Annotated in this window: 18 protein-coding genes; 12 read left to right on the forward strand and 6 right to left on the reverse strand. The window is 39.7% G+C overall.

The features are described from left to right. Positions 1–427: 427 nt before the first annotated feature. Complete coding sequence (locus tag RM368_RS34515; protein WP_322698230.1) at positions 428–859, forward strand: hypothetical protein; 432 nt, start codon at positions 428–430, stop codon at positions 857–859. Positions 860–929: 70 nt separating this feature from the next. Here RM368_RS34515 and RM368_RS34520 read toward each other — a convergent pair whose 3' ends face one another. Beyond that, positions 930–3,788, reverse strand: a complete 2,859-nt coding sequence (locus RM368_RS34520; RefSeq protein ID WP_322698231.1) for a hypothetical protein — start codon at positions 3,786–3,788, stop codon at positions 930–932. 428 nt (positions 3,789–4,216) lie between these two features. Here RM368_RS34520 and RM368_RS34525 point away from each other — a divergent pair, with 428 nt between their 5' ends. The 4 genes from RM368_RS34525 to RM368_RS34540 all read left to right on the forward strand — a co-directional run bounded on the left by RM368_RS34525 (position 4,217) and on the right by RM368_RS34540 (position 10,256). Further along, positions 4,217–4,480 carry a hypothetical protein gene (locus RM368_RS34525; RefSeq protein WP_322698232.1) on the forward strand — a complete coding sequence of 88 codons (264 nt, stop codon included), beginning with the start codon at positions 4,217–4,219 and terminating at the stop codon, positions 4,478–4,480. Between the two features lie 480 nt (positions 4,481–4,960). Further along, positions 4,961–7,525, forward strand: a complete 2,565-nt coding sequence (locus RM368_RS34530; RefSeq protein ID WP_322698233.1) for a GAF domain-containing protein — start codon at positions 4,961–4,963, stop codon at positions 7,523–7,525. Then, positions 7,519–7,968: a response regulator gene (locus tag RM368_RS34535; protein WP_322698234.1), complete on the forward strand. Its 450-nt coding sequence runs from the start codon at positions 7,519–7,521 to the stop codon at positions 7,966–7,968. Before RM368_RS34530 ends, RM368_RS34535 begins: the two co-directional genes overlap by 7 nt. 5 nt (positions 7,969–7,973) lie before the next feature. After that, positions 7,974–10,256: a response regulator gene (locus RM368_RS34540; RefSeq protein ID WP_322698235.1), complete on the forward strand. Its 2,283-nt coding sequence runs from the start codon at positions 7,974–7,976 to the stop codon at positions 10,254–10,256. 349 nt (positions 10,257–10,605) lie between these two features. Here the strand turns inward: RM368_RS34540 and ychF are convergent, their stop codons facing one another. The 3 genes from ychF to yidD form a co-directional block, all read right to left on the reverse strand. Beyond that, positions 10,606–11,697 (reverse strand): redox-regulated ATPase YchF, encoded by a 1,092-nt coding sequence (gene ychF / locus RM368_RS34545; protein WP_322698236.1) that lies wholly within the window; start codon positions 11,695–11,697, stop codon positions 10,606–10,608. A gap of 45 nt (positions 11,698–11,742) precedes the next feature. Further along, the gene (locus tag RM368_RS34550; protein WP_322698237.1) at positions 11,743–11,970 is read right to left on the reverse strand and encodes a hypothetical protein; all 228 of its coding nucleotides are present in this window, start codon (positions 11,968–11,970) and stop codon (positions 11,743–11,745) included. Positions 11,971–12,158: 188 nt separating this feature from the next. Next, entirely contained in the window at positions 12,159–12,443 is a 285-nt protein-coding gene (gene yidD / locus RM368_RS34555; RefSeq protein ID WP_322698238.1) for a membrane protein insertion efficiency factor YidD, read from the reverse strand. 61 nt (positions 12,444–12,504) lie between these two features. Between yidD and RM368_RS34560 the strand changes: the two genes are divergently transcribed. Continuing rightward, complete coding sequence (locus RM368_RS34560) at positions 12,505–13,206, forward strand: SEC59/DGK1/VTE5 family protein (RefSeq protein WP_322698239.1); 702 nt, start codon at positions 12,505–12,507, stop codon at positions 13,204–13,206. A 775-nt stretch (positions 13,207–13,981) separates the two neighbouring features. Further along, complete coding sequence (locus RM368_RS34565) at positions 13,982–14,677, forward strand: class I SAM-dependent methyltransferase (RefSeq protein WP_322698240.1); 696 nt, start codon at positions 13,982–13,984, stop codon at positions 14,675–14,677. A gap of 286 nt (positions 14,678–14,963) precedes the next feature. Here the strand turns inward: RM368_RS34565 and RM368_RS34570 are convergent, their stop codons facing one another. Next, positions 14,964–15,863, reverse strand: coding sequence for an alpha/beta fold hydrolase (locus tag RM368_RS34570; protein ID WP_322698241.1), 900 nt, complete (start codon positions 15,861–15,863; stop codon positions 14,964–14,966). Positions 15,864–16,311: 448 nt separating this feature from the next. Here RM368_RS34570 and RM368_RS34575 point away from each other — a divergent pair, with 448 nt between their 5' ends. The 5 genes from RM368_RS34575 (at position 16,312) to RM368_RS34595 (ending at position 19,997) form a co-directional block, all read left to right on the forward strand. After that, complete coding sequence (locus RM368_RS34575; protein ID WP_322698242.1) at positions 16,312–16,866, forward strand: thioredoxin family protein; 555 nt, start codon at positions 16,312–16,314, stop codon at positions 16,864–16,866. A 71-nt stretch (positions 16,867–16,937) separates the two neighbouring features. Continuing rightward, positions 16,938–17,666 carry a UMP kinase gene (pyrH, locus tag RM368_RS34580; RefSeq protein WP_322698243.1) on the forward strand — a complete coding sequence of 243 codons (729 nt, stop codon included), beginning with the start codon at positions 16,938–16,940 and terminating at the stop codon, positions 17,664–17,666. After that, on the forward strand, positions 17,653–18,201 hold the full coding sequence (gene frr / locus RM368_RS34585) for a ribosome recycling factor (protein WP_322698244.1): 549 nt from the start codon (positions 17,653–17,655) through the stop codon (positions 18,199–18,201). Before pyrH ends, frr begins: the two co-directional genes overlap by 14 nt. A gap of 194 nt (positions 18,202–18,395) precedes the next feature. Beyond that, positions 18,396–19,517 (forward strand): geranylgeranyl reductase family protein, encoded by a 1,122-nt coding sequence (locus RM368_RS34590; protein WP_322698245.1) that lies wholly within the window; start codon positions 18,396–18,398, stop codon positions 19,515–19,517. 54 nt (positions 19,518–19,571) lie between these two features. Next, complete coding sequence (locus tag RM368_RS34595) at positions 19,572–19,997, forward strand: hypothetical protein (RefSeq protein WP_322698246.1); 426 nt, start codon at positions 19,572–19,574, stop codon at positions 19,995–19,997. Between the two features lie 18 nt (positions 19,998–20,015). On the opposite strand, the gene RM368_RS34600 is transcribed toward RM368_RS34595, so the two are convergent. Beyond that, positions 20,016–20,573 carry a Uma2 family endonuclease gene (locus RM368_RS34600; protein ID WP_322698247.1) on the reverse strand — a complete coding sequence of 186 codons (558 nt, stop codon included), beginning with the start codon at positions 20,571–20,573 and terminating at the stop codon, positions 20,016–20,018. Positions 20,574–20,676: the final 103 nt, after the last annotated feature.

Consider the following 20,676-nt stretch of genomic DNA (forward strand, 5'->3'; position numbering starts at 1 on the left):
TTTCTTTTAGTCCTTTTATTTAGAATACCCGGAAAGTGACAGAAGAGGGTTATGACGCTTCTTTGTGGCTCAGATTCCCGACTTCTTGGAGAAGTCGGGAATCTTGTTATATAGGTTTTTCATCTTGTGCCTAAATAATTTGCTATGTAACTCCTCATCATCACTTTACATAACTTTAGTGATATCAATATAAACCCTGAAACTCTGACTGAATATTGAATAGAGAGCTTGCGTAAAAATACGAAGCTTCAAAATGTCCATTTTTCAAAAAACGCTCTCAACAAAGGTTTTATATTTTTATACACTGAAAGAATAAAAGCCAGATAACAAAAGGTTCTGCCTCGATTTCTGCTGACCGATGCATATTCTGCATTTTCAAGCAAAATCTGGAAACAACTAAAACAACAATATGAGGAGTTTATAAAACATGAATAGCTTATCTAACAAATTATCTGTAATTATTCGAGGAAGTATCTGTTTATTAGGTTTGGTAAGTGGAGAATATTTTTTAGTAGCACCGGCAAATGCACAACAAGCTACTGCTCGTGGCGCTGTTACTCTTATTAGACCTTCTGGTACTTTTCTCAGTGTCACTGGCGAAGTAACTTTACCTTCTGGCTCTTACTATGAAGGAGGTTTAACAATTTCTCCTACCTATGGAGGTATAGCAGGTGGAAATGACGAAACCATAACTAGTCTGACTATAACCCCAGGAGTAGCTCAAACTACTATCATCTCTAACCCAAACCCATTTATTGATACAGCAGCGAATTTATTAAATAATAGTAATTCTGTTGAAGATTTAACATCTATAATCAAAACAGGTGCTGGTAATAATGGTTTAGGTGCTTTAGATTAGACATAATTGGCAAATTAAAAATAAAATATCCGCAAATTCTCAAAGAATTTGCGGATATTTTATAATGCTATCAAAATCGATAACCACCTTGAAGTTTTAAATCAAATCCATTCTCACCTGTACCAATTTGAGTTTCGATAAACACACTATTGTCAGGGAAATTATGCCTCACAATGACTCCATAATTAAAGCCAGAAACTCGGCTACTCAAGCCCAGGTTATTAATAGCATAATTTTTTAGATAAACACCAGCAGAAATATTTTTACTGACTCTGTGTAAACCCTGAAATTCAAAGAAAAACTCTTTACCCATCTCTAAATTTGTCTTGAGATTCAAACCATGACTAGTACTAAACTCTCCATTGAAAAGACCTAAAAATTCCCCATTGCTATTGTTTTCAATAAAAGCGATGCCAGGAGCTAAAGAAAAACCAAAATTTCTTTCTTGATGTTGATATAAATAACTTAAATAAGTAGAAAAAGGATTATTTTTATTAGAGGCACTATTCCAATCAACTCTCAAGTAGGGTACGTGAGTATTGATAGCTACAGGTCTTTTGGCTGAATTTAACCGTATATCAGTTTTAATATAATTGAGAAGTATATTACTATATAAACCTAATGTTGGTTCTTCCGTTCCTAAATTATTATTAGAAACGCCTGGTGCTGAGTTAGCATCTATATTAAACCACGTTCCTAAATTAGCACTATAGTTAAAATTTCCAGAAGAACCTGCTGCTAGCAATTCAACTGTTGGTAAAGATAAATAACCGTTAAAGCTATTAAAATCAACACCTATTTTGCTAACTCTAGTGAGTTCCATATAATCGAATGCTAAATCGGCTGCTCTGATTTGCAGTGGTACTACCGTTGAATCTGCTGAATTAAATTTTTGTACAAATCTTTGCCCTTGAGGGTTTGTTAAAATGACTTCTACAGCAGAGGCTTCGTTGATCGGATCGATGGAAGTACCATTTAAAGGAATTGGAATCCCAATATATGTTAGAGGGCCAAATTTTTTATTAGAGAGCCTGAGATCAGAAAAAAATGTATCACCTTCATCTAAAATAGAAATATTTCTTTCAAGAAACTGAACTGCTCGTTTGTGGTTTCCTGTTCTGATTTGCAAGATGTTAGAGTTATTAGGAGTGACTTGACTGGGAAATGTGTAAGTTCCAGATACCTGCTCTAACCCACTAGATGCATTGGCATAAGATAAAGTGCGATTCAGCCTGTTATTAATTTGTCTTCTTTGTTCAGCTGTAGCAGGTGTATTTAAAGGAACAAAACCTTCCCCATTCTTTAGTTTTTGTCTAGCTTCTTCTAAACCTTGTTGAATCTTATCAATTTTAATAGCTTCAAAAACTCCACCTAATAGCAAACCTAATGTAGAATTTACTGATTGAATAGCATCAATACTAGTGTCGCTAAATTTAGCTGTTAAGGATAATCCTGGAGCAGAAAAAATATTAGAATAAGTAGCTTTAATTGCAACTGGATCGTATTGAATTAAGCTCTGATTATGAGGATGGCTAACATACAGTCTGTGCCAATCAGAACTTTCTTGAGTTTGAGATAGCGTCTGAAATACAGGATCTCTTCTTCCTAAAGATAGCCATTGTAAAGAGTTAAGATAATGAAAATCTTTTTCGGATTGAGAAAGAAAAGGATTGACTGCCACATTTAACAAATCAAAGTTATCAAATTTTCCAAGTTGAGCAACTTTAATACCTGGAAAGGAAGAGACAGAAGCAGTAAAACCAAAACCTTTTCCTGTCAAGATATCTCCCCAAAAGATGCCAGCAGCTTCTAAGGCACTATTAGGAATTATTTCGCCTTCTTGGAGCCTGACGTTTCCATCGTCTAGCAAAGGTTGTATATTTGTCGTTGGAAAGCCTTGTAGAATTTTGGGAGCATTAGTAGCATCTAAAACTTGAAATAAAGCTTGCCCACCATCAACACTCAAAGTAGAGCCACTACCAATAACTGGAATAGGGTTTTTTAGAACTGTGACATTAGGATTGTTTGAGTCAATTCCACTGTTAATAATAACTCTGCCAGCAGGTATCCCTTCAGGATTTATCAATTGTCCGGCTATGGAAGTTACAGAAAAGTTATTAGTATCAACTTCTCCAGCTAACTCTCGAAAATCTGTTGGTATAGCAAACAGACTTTGCAATCCCCAAAATGCCTGTTGTGAAGTAACATTTTGGGTAATATAAGTATTAGTTTGTCTTCCTTGATAGATGATACCGGCTTGGGAGCCTTTAGTTTCAACTACTATTCTATTGCCATCGAGAACCCAGTAAAACTGGTCAGTCTTGGGAAATTTGGCATAAGTAAATTTATCAATAATCTGATTCTCTCCAGAAAATCTTACTCTTAGATCCGTATCTATATAATTTTCATTTTTATTTGGCTTAAATAATTCAGTGGAAAAAGTAAGGTTATCTGTAGGGTTAACTATCCAAGGATACTTGTTGGCACTAAATGTTAGGGCATCAAGAATTATTGTCTTTTGGATTGCTTGTGATTGCTTTTTTGTTCGGCGTAGTTTTTCTATTAGTATTTGTTGCTGGGGTGTGTATGGTTTTGATGGATTTGAATTTGATGGCTGAATTGTATTTGGTTGAGGCTTTTCTCGGTCTTCTTCAGGTAGCTGGGGAGGCTTTTCTTTGTATTCTTCAATCGGGATAACGTCAGCAATAGTGAATTTGCGTAACTGTTTTGGTTTCTCTAGGTTAGAGTTAGACTTTCTTAAAGCCTGTTTTAACAGTTCTTGGCTTTGCAAGTTATTTATTTTTCGATCTGAATTTATTAATGACTTGTTATGATTAGCGATTACATCAATATTATGCCTGTCTATGCTTAGAGCGATCGCAGATAATTTAATAAATACAATTTTGTATAAAATTGTTGAAAACAACAAACAAATACCCAGGATTTTGATATGTTTTCTGAATCTCATTAGGGAGATATTGATAGTTCTTCGATTTGAATTTTTCAATGTTTTCAAAATATTTTTTTGGCTATTCAAACTATTGAGGATTGGCTAATGTCGAAAATTAATCATTATTTCATACTTAGTCTTTGGATTTATTTGATTTGATGGATGGATTCAACAGTGTTTCAGTAAATATAGATAGTCAAAAAAGTTTTCTTTCTTATCCTGTCGGCAAATAATCAAATAGGATTAAGCAGATTTACTGCAACAAGAGTGTAATTCTTGAGCAAAAATTCAACCTCAGCAAAATCACCACAACTCAAAAATTGAGCGATTATTTAACCGTATAAATACGTAAGTAAAGACTATTAAATTAAAAATCAGAGTAAAAATATACTTTAGGCTACTCACTCTTGTCAGCAAATTTGGTACATTTGCTGCTTTCTAGTAGAGTTTATTTATACATCCGGAGTAGACTGATTGAGCTAATTGAGGATACCCTTAGCCATGTATTGGAAATACTAAAGCGATATCTCACAATCAGCCGCTGTGCATCGATGCTGATATTTGAGTTCATTAATGCTGATGTAGATAACTTTCGCATTAATGTAAAAGCCAGTTTTCCTAAGAATTTCGACACAGTAGAAGACGATCGCATCGACCTAGAATGCGTTTAGTCCGACTAGTAAATTACTCTGGTCAAATCACTAAATCTCTGATGTCTAATAACTAAATCTAATCATGCATAGTAATATAATCTCAGTCCTAAACTTGTCTACACTAGGATTAGGGCGATGTCTACGACGGACTACGCCTACGCAATAAATTTGTGGCGTACACAGGCAGTAGCTGATAAAAGCTTGTTGAAAAAGTTGTAAAGTATACTCAAAACCCCTCTTCAAATTTCTCCCTGAAACAAAGCGAGATTTTGAAACGCCGATTATCTTGTAGGCAAAGGGGGCTGGGAGAGTTAGGTTTCTAAGGCTTAGATGTTACGCAAAATACTTTTCAAACATCCTTTAAGAATCGTTTTTAATAGACTTTCCTGAATAGCTAAAGGTCAGGCAAGGATTAAGAATTATTAAAAAGAGTTAAGCTATTCTTGAGATAATCATGTTGCTGACTGGATATAACATTTAGATTTAAAAAAAAAGTTAATGAAACCTAGACATATAGATACAGAAATAGCGAGGTTAGAAGCCCTCCGCCAGTATCAAATTCTTGACACAGAACCCGAAGAAGCCTATGACAATCTTGCTCAGTTAGCGGCCTTTATTTGTGGCACTCCCATATCCTTGGTAAATTTTATTGATGAAAACCGTCAATGGTTTAAGGCAAAAATAGGTTTAGATGTATCAGAAATGCCTCGGAGTGTTGGATTATCTTATCTTTGCCAAGAGCAACGTAATGTTGTGGTGGTTCCTGACACCCTTGTTGATGAGAAGTTGGCAAGTAATCCGGTAGTAACTAGCTATCCATATATACGGTTTTATGCAGGTGTACCCTTAATTACACCGCAGGGAGATATGTTGGGAACTCTGTGCGCGATTGACCAAGTTCCACGACAACTAAGCCAAAAACAAGTGGAAGCATTTGTGGGTTTGAGTCGCCTGGTAATTGACCAACTTGAACTCAGGCGTCATGTAAGTGAAGTATCTAAAGTTACTGAGAAACTAGTGGCACACGAGCAAGCAGCCCGCGCTCAATCTGAAGCCGCCAAAACCCGCATCACCAATCTTCTCGAAAGTATCACTGATGGTTTTTTTGCCTTGGATCAAAAGTGGCAATTCACCTATATTAATGGTCAAGCAGAACGGCTATTGCAGAAAACTCACAATCAGCTTTTGGGTCAAAACATCTGGGAGGTGTTTCCAGAAATTATCGGCACAACATTTGATTGTGAATATCGCAGGGCAATTTTAGAACAGGTTAGTGTCGAATTTGAGGAATTGTATCTGCCACAGCAACAGTGGCTGAAAGTCCACGCTTATCCAGCAAAAGACGGCTTGTCTGTTTATTTTCAAGATGTTACTGAACGACGGAAAATAGCAGCAGCACTACGAGAAAGTGAAGAACGTTGGCAATTAGCATTACACGGTAATAATGATGGTATTTGGGATTGGAACCTCAAGACTAATGAAGTGTTCTTCTCAACTCGATGGAAGGAAATGCTCGGTTATAAAGACTACGAAGTTTCCAACTGTTGGGATGAATGGATAAAACGAATCCATCCCGATGAGCGAGATTGGGTACTTCAGGCTTTCCAAGACCACTTTGCCAAGAAAACACCGTTTTACGTCTGTGAATATCGAGTCCAGTGCCAAGACGGCAGCTATAAATGGATTCTAGATCGAGGACAGGCACTTTGGGACGCATTGGGTGATATAGTGCGGATGGTTGGTTCTTATACTGATATCACAGATCGGAAGCAGGCAGATGAAGAATTAAAGCGGCAAAATCTACGATCGCAACTATTTGCCGAAATTACCTTGAAAATTCGAGAATCTTTACAAATAGATGAAATTCTTCAAACCACTGTCACAGAGGTACAAAAACTACTACAAGCCGATCGTGTATCAATTTTTCGACTGGAACCTGACGGTTCGGGAACAATTGTACAAGAAGCAGTTCTGCCTGGTTGGCCAGTAATTCTAGGAGAAAATATTTTTGACCCCTGCTTTAAAGAAGAATATATAGAGAGATATCGCCAGGGAAGAATAAGTGCCCTTGAAGACATTGAAGCTGCTCATATCCAACCATGCCATCGAGAATTTCTTCGGCAGTTTGCTGTCAGGGCTAATCTGGTAGTGCCGATTCTTGTCAGGGACGATATTTGGGGCTTATTGCTAGCTCATCAGTGTAGCGCACCTCGACAGTGGAATCAGTTTGAGATGGATTTGTTACAGCAATTAGCGAACCAAATTGGGATTGCTTTATCTCAGGCACAACTATTAGAAAAACAAACCCAGCAAAGTCAAGAACTTACTCGTTCTAATGCAGAATTAGAACAGTTTGCCTACGTAGCTTCCCATGATTTGCAAGAGCCGTTGCGGATGGTAACTAGTTATTTACAACTGCTGGAGCGGAGATACAAAAACCAACTGGATGCCAATGCGGATCAGTTTATTGCTTATGCAGTAGACGGGGCCAGCCGGATGCAGACCCTAATCAACGATTTATTAAACTATTCCCGCGTCAGCACCCGTGGACAACCTTTTGTGCCAGTTGATTGTAGTGTTGTATTAGAACAGGTGCTTGCTAATCTTCAAGTGGCGATCGCAGATCGAAAGGCAGTAGTCACTTATGATACTCTACCTCAAGTGATGGCTGATGCTACCCAATTGACACAAGTATTGCAAAACCTGATTGCCAACGCGCTCAAATTTTGCGATCGTCAACAGCCATTAATTCACATTGGAGTAAGTAAGAGAGATGCAGATATATCAAATGGAAAAAATTTAAATTTTACCCCCTCGGAGGATGAATGGTTATTCTGGGTGCGTGATAATGGAATTGGTTTGGAATCCCAATATACTGAACGTATTTTTATAATTTTTCAACGCTTGCATGGTAGAAACAAGTATCCAGGTACTGGAATTGGTCTGGCAATTTGTAAGAAAATTATCCAACGCCACAGAGGCCGGATTTGGGTTGAGTCGAAACCGGGTCAAGGCTCGACTTTCTACTTCACAATTCCAGATAGAGTAGGTAAGCAATGGTAAACACCATAACAGCGATTATGCCTATTGAGGTTTTGTTAGTAGAGGATAATCCTGGCGATGTCCAACTTACACGCATCGCCCTAGAAGATAGTAAAATCTCAATTCACTTAAACGTAGTCGAGGATGGTGTAGAGGCAATGGCATACTTGCGAAAACAGGGAAAATATGCTAAATTACCTCATCCAGATATTGTACTGCTCGATTTTAACCTTCCGAAAAAAGATGGACGAGAGGTATTAGCAGAAATAAAAGGAGATGAAAACCTCAAACGAATTCCTGTAGTAGTTTTGACGACTTCGCAGGCTGAAGAAGATATCCTCAAAGCCTATAACCTTTTTGCTAACTGTTATATAACTAAGCCAGTAGATTTCGATCAGTTCGTTAAAATTGTCCAATCAATAGAAAATTTTTGGTTTGCGATCGTAAAACTGCCACCGGAGTAGTGGAAATGGCAGGTGAAAATATTATTAAAGTCTTGTTAGTAGAAGACAACCCTGGTGATGTCTTATTGTTACAAGAGTTATTTAAGGAAGTTACCACAGTTGCAGTTGAGTTGATGCCCGTTGAACGGCTTTCTGAAGCAGTCAACTACCTAACAAACGAAACTTTTGATGTGATTTTATTAGACCTTTCGCTGCCAGATAGCCAGGGATTACAAACCTTTGTCATTGCTCACAATCAGGCAAAAGCAACTCCAATCATTGTGCTGACGGGTATAAATGATGAAACCCTAGCAACTAGCGCAATGCAACAAGGAGCGCAAGATTATTTAGTGAAGGGACAAGTAACTGGTGACTTGCTAGTGCGATCTATGCGTTATGCTATCGAACGTCAAAGGGCAGACAACGCACTGCGGCAGAGTGAGGAGCGATTTCGGGTTGCTCTGAAAAACTCTCCCATCTTTGTCTATAACCAGGATAAAGATTTACGGTACACCTGGGTTTACAATCCGCCATCTGAATTGACAGTTGAGAAAATATTGGGCAAGCAAGACTTAGATATCGTCCCAGTAGAAGATGCTCAACATCTGATTGCAATTAAACGTGGAGTGCTGACTACAGGCATCGGAACGCGAGAAGAAGTATCAATTACTATCAAAGATACAACGCGATATTACGATTTAACTGTCGAGCCACTACGGAATGAAACCCAAGAAATTATCGGGGTGACATGCGCCAGTATAGATATTAGCGAACGACAAGCTGCACTACGCGAACGCAAATTGGCAGAAGAAAAAATTCGCGAACAAGCAGCATTACTAGATGTCACCACAGATGCCATTTGCGTCCGAGATTTAAACAATCAAATTATCTTCTGGAACAAAGGCGCAGAAACACTTTACGGCTGGCAAGCTACAGAGGCTTGGGGGAAAAATGCTAGCGAACTTTTGGATGACGAACCTTCACCGGAAATTGAAGCGGCTCTATTGCAAGCTATTAGTCAAGGTAAGTGGCAAGGCGAGTTAACAAAACTTACAAAAATGAACAAAGAAGTCCTTGTGGCTAGTCGCTGGACTCTGGTATGCGATGAACAGGGAAAACCAAAATCAATTCTCACCGTTGACACAGATATTACCGAGAAAAAGCACCTAGAAGCCCAATTATTTCGCGCTCAACGCCTGGAAAGTATTGGCACTTTAGCTAGTGGTATCGCTCACGACCTCAACAACATCCTGACACCAATTTTGGCAGGAGCGCAACTGCTACCGCTAAAATTTCCTAATGCAGATGAGCGGACTCGTCATCTTCTAGAAATTTTAGAAATTAACGCTAGACGCGGTGCTGATTTAGTCAAACAGGTACTATCCTTTGCGCGGGGTGTAGAAGGGAAGCACATCACTTTGCAACTCAAACATATAATTGTAGAAATTGCCAAGATTCTGAAAGAGACTTTTCCCAAATCGATAGAAATCAGCACTAATGTACCGCAAGATTTGTGGATGGTTTCTGGAGATAGTACCCAACTGCATCAAGTGCTGATGAACCTCTGCGTTAACGCCCGCGATGCTATGTCCAATGGTGGTACTTTGAGTATCTCTGCCGAAAATATGTTGATTGACACAAATTATGCCCGCATGAACCTAGAAGCCAAAGAGGGGCCTTACATAGTTATTACTGTCTCCGATACTGGAGTTGGGATTCCAAAACAAATGCTAGATAGAATTTTCGAGCCATTCTTTACTACAAAAGATGTTGGACAAGGCACTGGTTTAGGGCTTTCCACAGTATTGGGAATCGTTAAAAGTCACGGAGGTTTTGTGAACGTGTATAGTGAACCGGAAAGTGGCACTAGCTTTCAAGTTTACTTGCCAGCAGTAGGGGGAATGGAAACAATTAGCCCCGAAAATTTGCCACCACAGACAGGACATGGAGAATTAATTTTGGTTGTGGATGATGAAGCCGCCATTCAAGAGATTACGATAACATCATTAGAAGCTCACAACTATAAAATCTTAGTTGCCAGTGATGGCATTGAGGCGATCGCACTATATGCTCAAAATAAAGACAAAATTAGTGCCGTCCTTATGGATATTATGCTGCCCTCACTGGATGGTTTAACAGCCATACGCACCCTGCAAAAAATTAACCCCGAAGTCAAAATTATTGCCAGCAGTGGACTAATGTCTGATAATAAGCTCAGTGCAGTAGCAGCTATTGGTGTCAATACGTTTTTGTCAAAGCCCTATACTGTTAACGAATTATTGCTTTCTTTGCATAAAGTGCTATCATAAATCAAATACTTACGTAAGTATACTGCTAGCTGTGAGTACAAAACGCTGCTTTATTAAGTGGGTGCCAATTGCTTGGATTTGATATGATTGAGCATCCGTTAACAGACTTATTTTACCGATATTCACAGCTTGGCTATATTGTGGGTGGAAGTAGCTATTAGATTTGCAGGATTGCTGTTTATTTGCGTAGGCTTTGCCCGCCGCAGGCATCGTCTTGTATATCTTAATGTACATTAGATAATATTTGTCAAGTTATTTATGGCGATGCCTAGGTTGGGCAGGCAAAGCTTACGCAACTTGGTGTAAGTTGACCATTATCTTATCGATAACGGCCACTCATTAATTACCCCTACACATTAAATCGGAACAACATTACATCCCCTTCCTGCACAACATACTCTTTCCCTTCACTGCGAACCAACCCTTTCTCCTTCGCTGCATTCATCGAACCAGTTGTTACCAAATCTTTATAAGCAACAGTTTCGGCACGAATAAATCCCCGCTCAAAATCACTGTGGATTACACCAGCAGCTTGAGGTGCAGACATTCCCGCATTAATTGTCCAAGCGCGGGTTTCTTTGGGGCCGCAAGTAAAATATGTCCGCAAACCTAAAAGCGTGTAAGTTGCTCGAATCAACGATTTCAAACCGCCTTCTTCCACACCCAAAGACGCGAGGAAATCAGCTTTATCTTCTTCTGGTAATTCCACTAATTCCGCTTCAACTTGAGCCGAAACTATCACAACTTGGGCATTTTCTGTTGCAGCAATTTGCCGTACTGTTTCCACAAAATTATTACCAGTTGCCAACTCATCCTCAGATACATTCGCAGCGTAGATAATCGGTTTATAAGTGAGCAGTTCTAATCCTTTAATAATTTCTGTTTCTTCTTCATTCAAGCTTACCTGACGCACCGATTTACCTTCATTTAAAGCCGCAGCTAATTTTTCTAAAACTGTGATTTCAAACTGTGCATCTTTGCTGGTACGAGCTAGTTTGCGAGTACGATCAATTCGCCGTTCAATTTGTGCTAAATCTGATAAACCCAACTCTATATTAATGATTTCAATATCTCGCGCTGGGTCAACAGAACCAGCAACGTGGATAATATCATCATTCTCAAAACAACGTACCACATGGACGATCGCATCAACTTCCCGGATGTGGGACAGGAATTGATTCCCTAGTCCCTCACCCTGACTTGCACCTTTAACTAAACCGGCAATATCTACAAATTCCACCCGCGCCGGGATGATTTGTGCCGAACTGGCAATCTTAGCAAGAACATTTAACCGTTCATCCGGTACTGCGACAACGCCGACATTCGGTTCAATCGTGCAAAAAGGGAAGTTAGCTGCTTCTGCTTTGGCATTAGCAACTACAGCATTAAATAAAGTAGATTTTCCGACGTTGGGAAGTCCGACAATTCCGGCTCTTAGCATTTTGGATTTTAGATTTGAGATTTTGGATTACATTACCAAGGTAATCTAAACAGGTTCCGGTATGGTTTGGGGAATTGTCCCTGGAACCGTCTGAGGAATGGGAGCAGGTACTGGTTCTGGTACAGGCCCCGGTAACGGTTGAGGAATCGCTGGCCCCGGTACAGGTTCGGGACTAGGTAGCGGATTCGGCTCAGGATTGGGGCTAGGTAGCGGACTCGGCCCAGGAGTAGGAATTTGTGGTTCAGGTATAGAAATCGCAGTAAGATTAATCATCGTAAATCCAAATTAAATTATTCAACCTTCCCACGCTAGATGACAACCTCATCTATTGACATCTCCCCAAATACCTATACCCACGAACACATCCTTTAACTTGGGCATTGGGCATTGGGTAAGGGGAAAAGGATAAGGGGAAAAGGGGAAAGATTAAATTTATTCCTTTTCCCTTTAACCTTTAACCTTTAACCTTTTCCCCTGCTCCCCTGCTCCTCTGCTCCCCTGCCCTCTGCCCCATTGCCTCTTTGCTTTTCTACCACCTCTGGCACTGGATCGTAACCACCTGGATGAAACGGATGACAGCGCAAAATCCGCCAAATTGCCATCCACCCACCACGCAAAACTCCAAATCGTTCAATAGCTTCAATAGCATACATCGAACAAGTTGGTTGAAAGCGACAAGTCGGGAGAAACAAAGGCGAGATAAACATTCGGTAGCCCCGAATCAGCCAAATAAATAATAATTTCATTGCAGCTACCCAAATCTTATAAATTAGTAACAGGGGTAAAAATTTTCATTTTGTCGTATCTTTGTTAATTACATTTTCTGACTTCACCTCAATTCCGGTTTTCTGGCTGCAAATTGCGTCGGCTGTAATTTGGGTGTTACTCATCCTCCTGATTGCATGGGTGGTAAACCGTTTCGCCAACGAGCCAGAAATCGTGCGGAAGATCGTTCATATTGGCACTGGTAATGTGATTTTAATTGCTTGGTGGCTAGATATTCCCGCCAGTGTAGGGATTACAGCTTCTATTTTAGCGAGTGCAATCACCTTATTATCCTACCGATTGCCAATTCTTCCTGGTATTAATAGCGTTGGACGGCAAAGCTTAGGGACGTTTTTTTACTCTGTCAGTTTCGGTATTTTAGTTGCCTGGTTCTGGTATTTACAACAACCCCAGTACGCAGCACTCGGAATTTTAATCATGACTTGGGGAGATGGATTAGCAGCCTTAATTGGGCAACGTTTTGGTACACACAAGTATAAAGTTTTTGGGACAGAAAAAAGTTGGGAAGGCTCCCTAACTATGATGCTCGTTGGCTATGTAGTCAGTAGTTTGATTTTAGTTGGAACTCAAGGAAACAGTTGGCAAACTTGGGCAGTATCCCTGATAGTGGCAGTTATAGCTACGGCTTTAGAAGCTGTTTCATTTTTGGGTATTGACAATTTAACAGTTCCTTTAGGTAGTGCAGCCGTTGCCTTCTTTTTAAGTAACTTAGCTCTTAGTTAATAATCTTCTTGAGCGCCATTCCTAATTGTTCAGGACTTACGCAAAACTCTCTGCAACTCTTATTCCTTTTCTACGAGACGCTATGCGTAGCTTGCCTTTGTGTAGGGGTAGGCTTAGGCTATCGGTGACGTTTAAACCTTTAGCAAAAAGCAAAGGCTAATGAGATTATCTTTAAAATTATTGAGAATAGACTGTTATTATTGACATAATATGCTCACCCTGACTTTGCGCCAAGCAGATAAGCGAACAACTTGGGACTCAGGGTTTAATACGCCAAACTAATGCAAATTTTTCTAACCTATAAGTATTGATAATCTAACCTCTATTGATAGCGCGTTTTTTCAACTCTCATGAGATAATACTGTGGAGTCTTGGTTAGTCATTCAATTTATCAAATTTTTTAATTTACTTAAAATCTCAGCTTAAAGTCTTTCAGATTTGACATTTATCAATTGCAGTTCTAACAATAATTGCATTGATGAATAGGATTTTATTAGCTATTTCGGGTATCAACTAATCTGAGGATTTCTTAATTTTTATCTACTGAGAGTTATTAAAGCTGTTTACGGACGCGATCGCCTCCGTTAATGATGGAAGAAACAAGTCAAATTCTCTTTCTTTCTGCCTTGTTTCTTTAAAGAGCGGTAGTCAATAAATTGTTAGTCTAGATTTTGCACATATGTAAAACTTTTAAACGCACTTCTTCAACATTACATAATGTTCCCGCTAATTTCTATTCTGCTTCTGTATTCTGTAACAATAAAAGGAAATAATTATGAGTTTATCCAATAAAATAGCTCAGAAAATAAGTAATTATGATAATCCTAAATCCATCGGTTCAAAATTTAGAAGTAAACGAATCGCAACTTTAGTTTCGATAATTGAAAAAACTTATAAAAAGCATGGATTAGTTAACATACTTGATATTGGTGGAAGAAAAAATTACTGGAATATATTACCTGAAGAATTATTGAAGCTAAATAAGGTTTACATAACTATTGTTAATTTACCTGGAGAAATTTTACCAGCAAGTGAAGAACATTATAAATTTATTTATGGAGATGCTTGTAACCTGAATAATTTTCCAGATAATTCTTTCCATATAGTTCATTCTAATTCTGTAATTGAACATGTTGGAAATTGGGAAAATATGATGAATTTTGCTAAAGAAGTTAAAAGGCTAGCACCAAATACATATGTACAAACACCATATTTTTGGTTTCCAATAGAGCCACATTTTATGTGTCCTTTTTTCCATTGGCTACCGAGACCAGTAAGAATTAGTTTAATTATGCGTTTTGATTTAGGAAATCACAAACGCTCTCAGACAGTTAACGAAGCTACCGCCAAACTTGAAAATTATCGTTTGTTAGATAAGAAAATGTTACAAGAGTTATTTGCCGATTGTTTTATCAAAGATGAAGTAGTTTTTGGCATGACTAAATCTATCATAGCTATTCGTAATGAATAATAGAGTACTAAAGATATCGCGACCATGACCGACGATATTTCAGAAAACGCTGTCACTACTACTAAGTAGGCTTTGCCTATAAATTACCTAGTCCTGTAGTTTAAACTTTGCAATTAGCAGGCAAGGAGAAAATTTATAAAATTCTCAATTATTTTATATTAAAAAAAGCTGAAACTATTGCTCGGTAATGATTTAAGGCTTTGATTGCTCGAATTTCATATTTATTGAATCTGCTTTAATATCTGCAGAATGCGGGTAAATTATGCCTCTATTTTTGCCGAGTCTATTAGCGCGATCGCTCCAAAATCCAATCGAGTAAAATCGGATTGACTAACTCCGGCGCTTCATCCTGCGGACAATGCCCCACTCCCTCTAAAGGAATAAACTTTTCTACTTGCACAAAGTTAGCTAATTCTCTCCCTAGCTTTATTGGTTCCCACGGATCGGCTGTTCCCCACAAAATAATCGCCGGACACTGTAATAGTGGCAAAAGGTCTTCAGGTAATGGCCCTGTAGAATAAGAAGTAAAAGCCAGAAACACAGCCCCAGCCCCCGGATCGCTTGCTGGTGAAGTGAGAATATCTACCAACTCATCTGTCACCATCTCAGCATTTGCATAAGCTTGCAGTAGAATTTTCCGCACCGTTTTCGGTTTTGCGAGTTGATTAAAAAAGAAATCACCAACTGGTTTAATAGATAGCACCCGTTGCAGCAAAGGCGCTCCGTAACGACGAGATAAAGGTAAAGTTACCCGTTTGCGATCGTGTAACAGCCGTAAAGAACAGTTGAGCAAAGCAACTCCCAAGGCAATATCTGGGTTAGTTACTGCTGCTTGCATAGCTACAATACAGCCAATGGAATTTCCCACTAAAAAAGCTGGCTCACCGACAACTTCACGGCAAAAATCTGCTACTTGTTGTCCCCAGGTTTCTAGTGTGTAGTTAATTTTTTCACCAGGCTGAGGTTTTGCAGAAGAGCCAAAACCAATCAAATCAATAGTATAAACACGGCAATTTTCCGCTAATACGGGAATATTTTTTCGCCAGTGCCACCAAGAAGCACCAAATCCATGCACTAGGACAACAGCTGGCCCAGTAGTTCCTTGGGTTTGGTAACAGATCGAAAAATCTAGCCAAATCCAGGTTTTTGTAGAGTTAAGTGCTGTTTTTGAACTTGAGGTTGTCATGGTAAATTTGATGTAAAGAATGCTAAAAGCTTTTTAGCAGCAAGGCACAAGTAAAATTGTTTTGAATTTGCAGAAAATTTATCAGATTTTCAAAATAAATCCTTGGCTCTAGTGATAGCCTATACATATACCACAAAAGCTTCCAAGCTGATAGTTTTATCCAGTATAGAGAGTTTTCATCTTATTGATAGAGGTAATTTACTCACAACTAAGATTATGTCAGTATTAAAAATCATAACGTTTCTAATATGAGTAATATTTGGGCTATTTTTCAGATGTGAGTGAATTAGCATCAGTGCTAGATTCAGTAGTTTCACAATTTACGATCGCAAATTTGGTCTATAAGATTGGCGAATATGAGGCATCGGCTAAGGGGTGGTTTGCAACTGGAAACTGACGCTGAATTTAACAATATTTTTCTTGTTCCTAGTTCTGCGAGCCAGAAATCATGAATCTACTAGAAACAATTGATACTCCCGTTGGGAGCTACGCACCAGATTTTGAATTGCCAGGAATTGATGGTCAAGTACACCATCTCAGGCGTTATCTTGAGAAGTTCCGAGCAGTCGGCGTTATTTCTATGTGTAACCACTGCCCTTATGTCGATCGGTACTTAGGCAGACTAAAAAACATTCAAGCCGAATTTGCCCCCACAGGCTTCACAATAATTGGACTCAATGGTAGTAATGTTGACTACGACACTAGGTCAAGCTTTGAAAATATGAAAGCTTTTGCCTTACGTCACCAGTTGAACTTCCCTTACCTGTGGGACTCAACGCAAGATGTGACCGGTAGTTTCGGTGCAACAAAAACACCAACGGCTTTTCTCATAGATACTAACGGTATAGTCCGTTACAAAGGTAAAATTGATAATCATCCCCAAGAACCATTACCAGTGGGAGAGGATTATTTGAGAACTGCGATCGCTTCTCTGTTTAAAGGTGAAGAAATAGCCATACCACAAACAGAGCCAATCGGTACTACATTGATTTGGCGTAACTAGACATAGATTGTCCCTGTAACTGCTATCTTAAATTGGAGGCAATTGCAACTTTTTTGATAAAGCGTAACTTCATGGGAACGAATTACCGACGGGTTTTACTCAAACTGAGCGGTGAAGCCTTAATGGGCAACATGGGCTATGGCATCGATCCAGAAGTGGTCAAAGGAATAGCACAAGAACTAGCAGAGGTGATAGCCACTGGTACTCAAATCGCCATAGTTGTTGGCGGCGGCAATATTTTTCGTGGCGTTAAAGCAGCGTCGGCGGGGATGGACAGGGCAACTGCTGACTATATCGGGATGATTGCCACGGTAATGAATGCCATGACGCTGCAAGATTCGCTAGAACACATAGGAGTACAGACGCGGGTGCAAACCGCGATCGCTATGCAAGAATTAGCAGAACCATATATCCGTCGTCGTGCCATCCGTCATCTTGAAAAAGGACGGGTGGTAATTTTTGGTGCTGGTTCTGGAAATCCCTTTTTTACTACAGATACGACTGCGGCATTAAGAGCAGCAGAAATCGATGCTGAGGTGATTTTTAAAGCCACCAAAGTAGATGGAGTATATGATGCCGATCCTCAAATTTATCCAGACGCCAAGCGCTACAATAGCCTTACCTACGCGCACGTTTTAGCCAAAGATTTGCGGGTGATGGATAGTACTGCGATCGCCTTGTGTAAAGAAAATAATATCCCAATTCTGGTATTTGACCTAACGGTGCGAGGAAATATCCACCGAGCAGTCTTGGGAGAATCCATCGGCACCCTTGTGGGAGGTTCTTGTGAAATTAGCTGAAGCTGAAAGTACGATGCAAAAAACCGTTGAGGCAACTCAACGAGCTTTTAACTCGATTCGCACTGGTCGCGCCAATGCGAGTCTATTAGATAAGGTATTGGTGGACTATTACGGTTCGCCTACTTCCTTAAAATCGCTGGCAAATATTAGCACGCCAGATGCTACGACAATCTTAATTCAACCCTACGAGCGTAACACCCTAAACATCATTGAGAAGGCTATTTCCCTCTCAGATGTGGGTTTAACACCCAGTAACGATGGTTCTGTAATCCGGTTGAATATTCCGCCCTTAACGAGCGAACGCCGTAAAGAATTCGTCAAAATGGCATCCAAGTATGCTGAAGAGGGTCGTGTTGCTATTCGCAACATTCGCCGCGATGCCATAGACGCCATTCGCAAACAGGAGAAAGCCTCTGAAATCTCTAAAGATGAATCAAAAGACCAACAAGACAACTTGCAAAAACTGACAAACGAGTATACTGCCAAAATAGACTCGCTGTTGGCAGAAAAAGAAAAAGACATTATGACTGTTTAAAGTCTCAAGTCTTAAGTATAAAGGCTGAAGGATAAAGGATAAATTCTTCAGCCTTTATCATTTCTTAAGTTATTGCATAAATCCTAAAAAAATTGATCGAGTAAGTAAGTAGACATGAATAATTAAAGTAGGAACAATTCATAAATTGCCCCTACTCAATAGAAAATAAACTAATTCTGGAGCAAAAATTCAATATGTACGACTGCATCATCGTCGGCGCTGGGCCAGCTGGTGGAACAGCTGCATATCATTTAGCCAAGCAAGGCCGCTCAGTATTAGTGTTGGAAAAAGAATCTTTGCCAAGATATAAACCTTGTGGTGGTGGTGTATCTCCAGCGATCGCTCAATGGTTCGACTTTGATTTTAGCCCAGTAATTTCTGTAAAAGCCGACTCCCTTCGCTTTACCTGGAATCTGGGCGACCCCGTAGAAGCAAAAATCGCCACTAAAGAACCAGTCTGGATGGTACGACGAGATATTTTTGACCATTTCCTAGTGCAGCAAGGGCAAAAGCAAGGAGCTGAACTACGAGATCATACGGAAGTAACGGGTATTGAGTTTCAAAGCGACTATTGGCAAGTTAACACAGCTAATGGCTCAGTTACAGGTCGCTACTTAATCGCGGCTGATGGTGTCAAAGGGCCAATGGCAAAATGGCTAGGCTTCAAAGACCGTAAACGCCGTTTAGCAGGAGCTTTGGAGGCAGAAGTTGCTGCGGAAGTCAAGGATAAATCTACAATTCATTTCGAGTTTGGCTTGGTGAAAAACGGCTACATTTGGAATTTCCCAAAAGCTGATGGTTATTCTATTGGTGTCGGTACATTTGTCGGCGGCAAACCCCAGGATTTTAAGAAAATTTTAGATGAGTACGCGCGATCGTTTAATGTAGATATCAAAACTGGCAAGCAATATGGTTATCCTCTTTGCTTGTGGGATGGCAACCAAAAGTTGCATACTCAAAATGCAGTTTTAGCTGGGGAAGCTGCTTGTGTAGTCGATCCGATGACAGCAGAAGGCATTCGTCCGTCAATTTTTAGCGGTTTAATTGCAGCAGGAGCCATTAATGAGGCACTTTCTGGCGATACTAACGCTTTAGAAAAATATAGCGAAGCCATTAATGAAGAATGGGGTACTGAGATGGCTTGGGCGCAAAAATTAGGTGGGGCATTCTATCGCTTTCCTGGCATTGGCTACAAAGTTGGTGTTAAGCGTCCTTCCGGTGCGAAAATCATGGGTAAGATTCTGTGTGGAGAACTGCGCTATGGCGACGTTGCTGGTCGCGCCCTCAAGCGTTTAATTCCTGGTTTTGGGACTTGAGCAACTTGTTAAAGTAAGCAAACTTCCGCCGCAGTGTACTAGATATTTCTCAATATGCCAATTTACTTGACAAAACGGCTATCTGTGTTAGCTAATATTCTTGCTCTTGTCCTCTTCATGCCGGGAATTGCCTTAGCTGCACCCGTCCAAATTAATACTACTTCTGGTATTATTTTCACCCAAACTACCAAAATTGCAAGCTATTCCACCTCGTCAGAGATTAACCTGACTCCTTTACAGCGCCAAGAACTCCAGGCTGTGCGTCAGAGAAAAAATAGGGAAATTGAGGCAGTGTTAAACTCAGCCCAACGTGCCCAACTTACTCACAATCTCCGGGCTGGTAATAATATCAAGCAAGCCCTAGAAAAATTAAATTTGCAACCAGAACAGCAAGATTTTGTAAAGGCGATCGTGCAATTTACTAACTTGAAAATGAAAGCTATTTCATCCAGGCATTTGCTAAAAATAGCAGATAAATAAAGGTTTGATTTGTAAAAGTTATGGAAACATTTGACTAATTTGGACTTCAATTTCTGGAAATGCAATCAAGGATAATGTTGCATCCTCCTGCAAAATAAATTCAAGATTGTAACCTTTCAAACTTGGTTTGCGAAAAACATAAACCTGACGCTGATTCACATCTAAAATCCAGTAGTCATTAATTCCTGCTTTCGCATAAAGAGGCGCTTTGTGTTTACGGTCTGTTTCTAGTGTTGTATCCGCTACCTCAATTAATAAAAAGATTTGATTCGGTGCAGGATGACGATCAATATACTTTCGCGCATCAATTTGAACAACAGCAATATCTGGCTCAGGTTCCGAGTATTCGCTCAACTGAATGGGATCTTGCACCCGAACTAAGGCAACTTCTGCTAGCAGCCGCTTGAGATAATCAGATGCACACAGCGTTGTCGCTGCATGGGGAGGATTTTTAGCGCTCATCGGGATAACTTGCCCGTTAATCAGTTCTACCCGTTCATCCTCTGTAATAATACCCGTTTCAAACATCCGGTGATATTCGTTTACAGTCCACAGGCGCACTCTAGTTTGTGTCATTGGATTTCCTTTAGCGATACCTACAGTGGGCTACGCCTACGCACATCACTTTCAGGGGGCGACAGTGGAGCTAAAGAGCTTGCTGTATAAGTGACATAGCTTT

The organism is Nostoc sp. DedSLP03 (assembly GCF_034530815.1).
In the GTDB taxonomy this organism is placed as follows: Bacteria; Cyanobacteriota; Cyanobacteriia; order Cyanobacteriales; family Nostocaceae; genus Nostoc.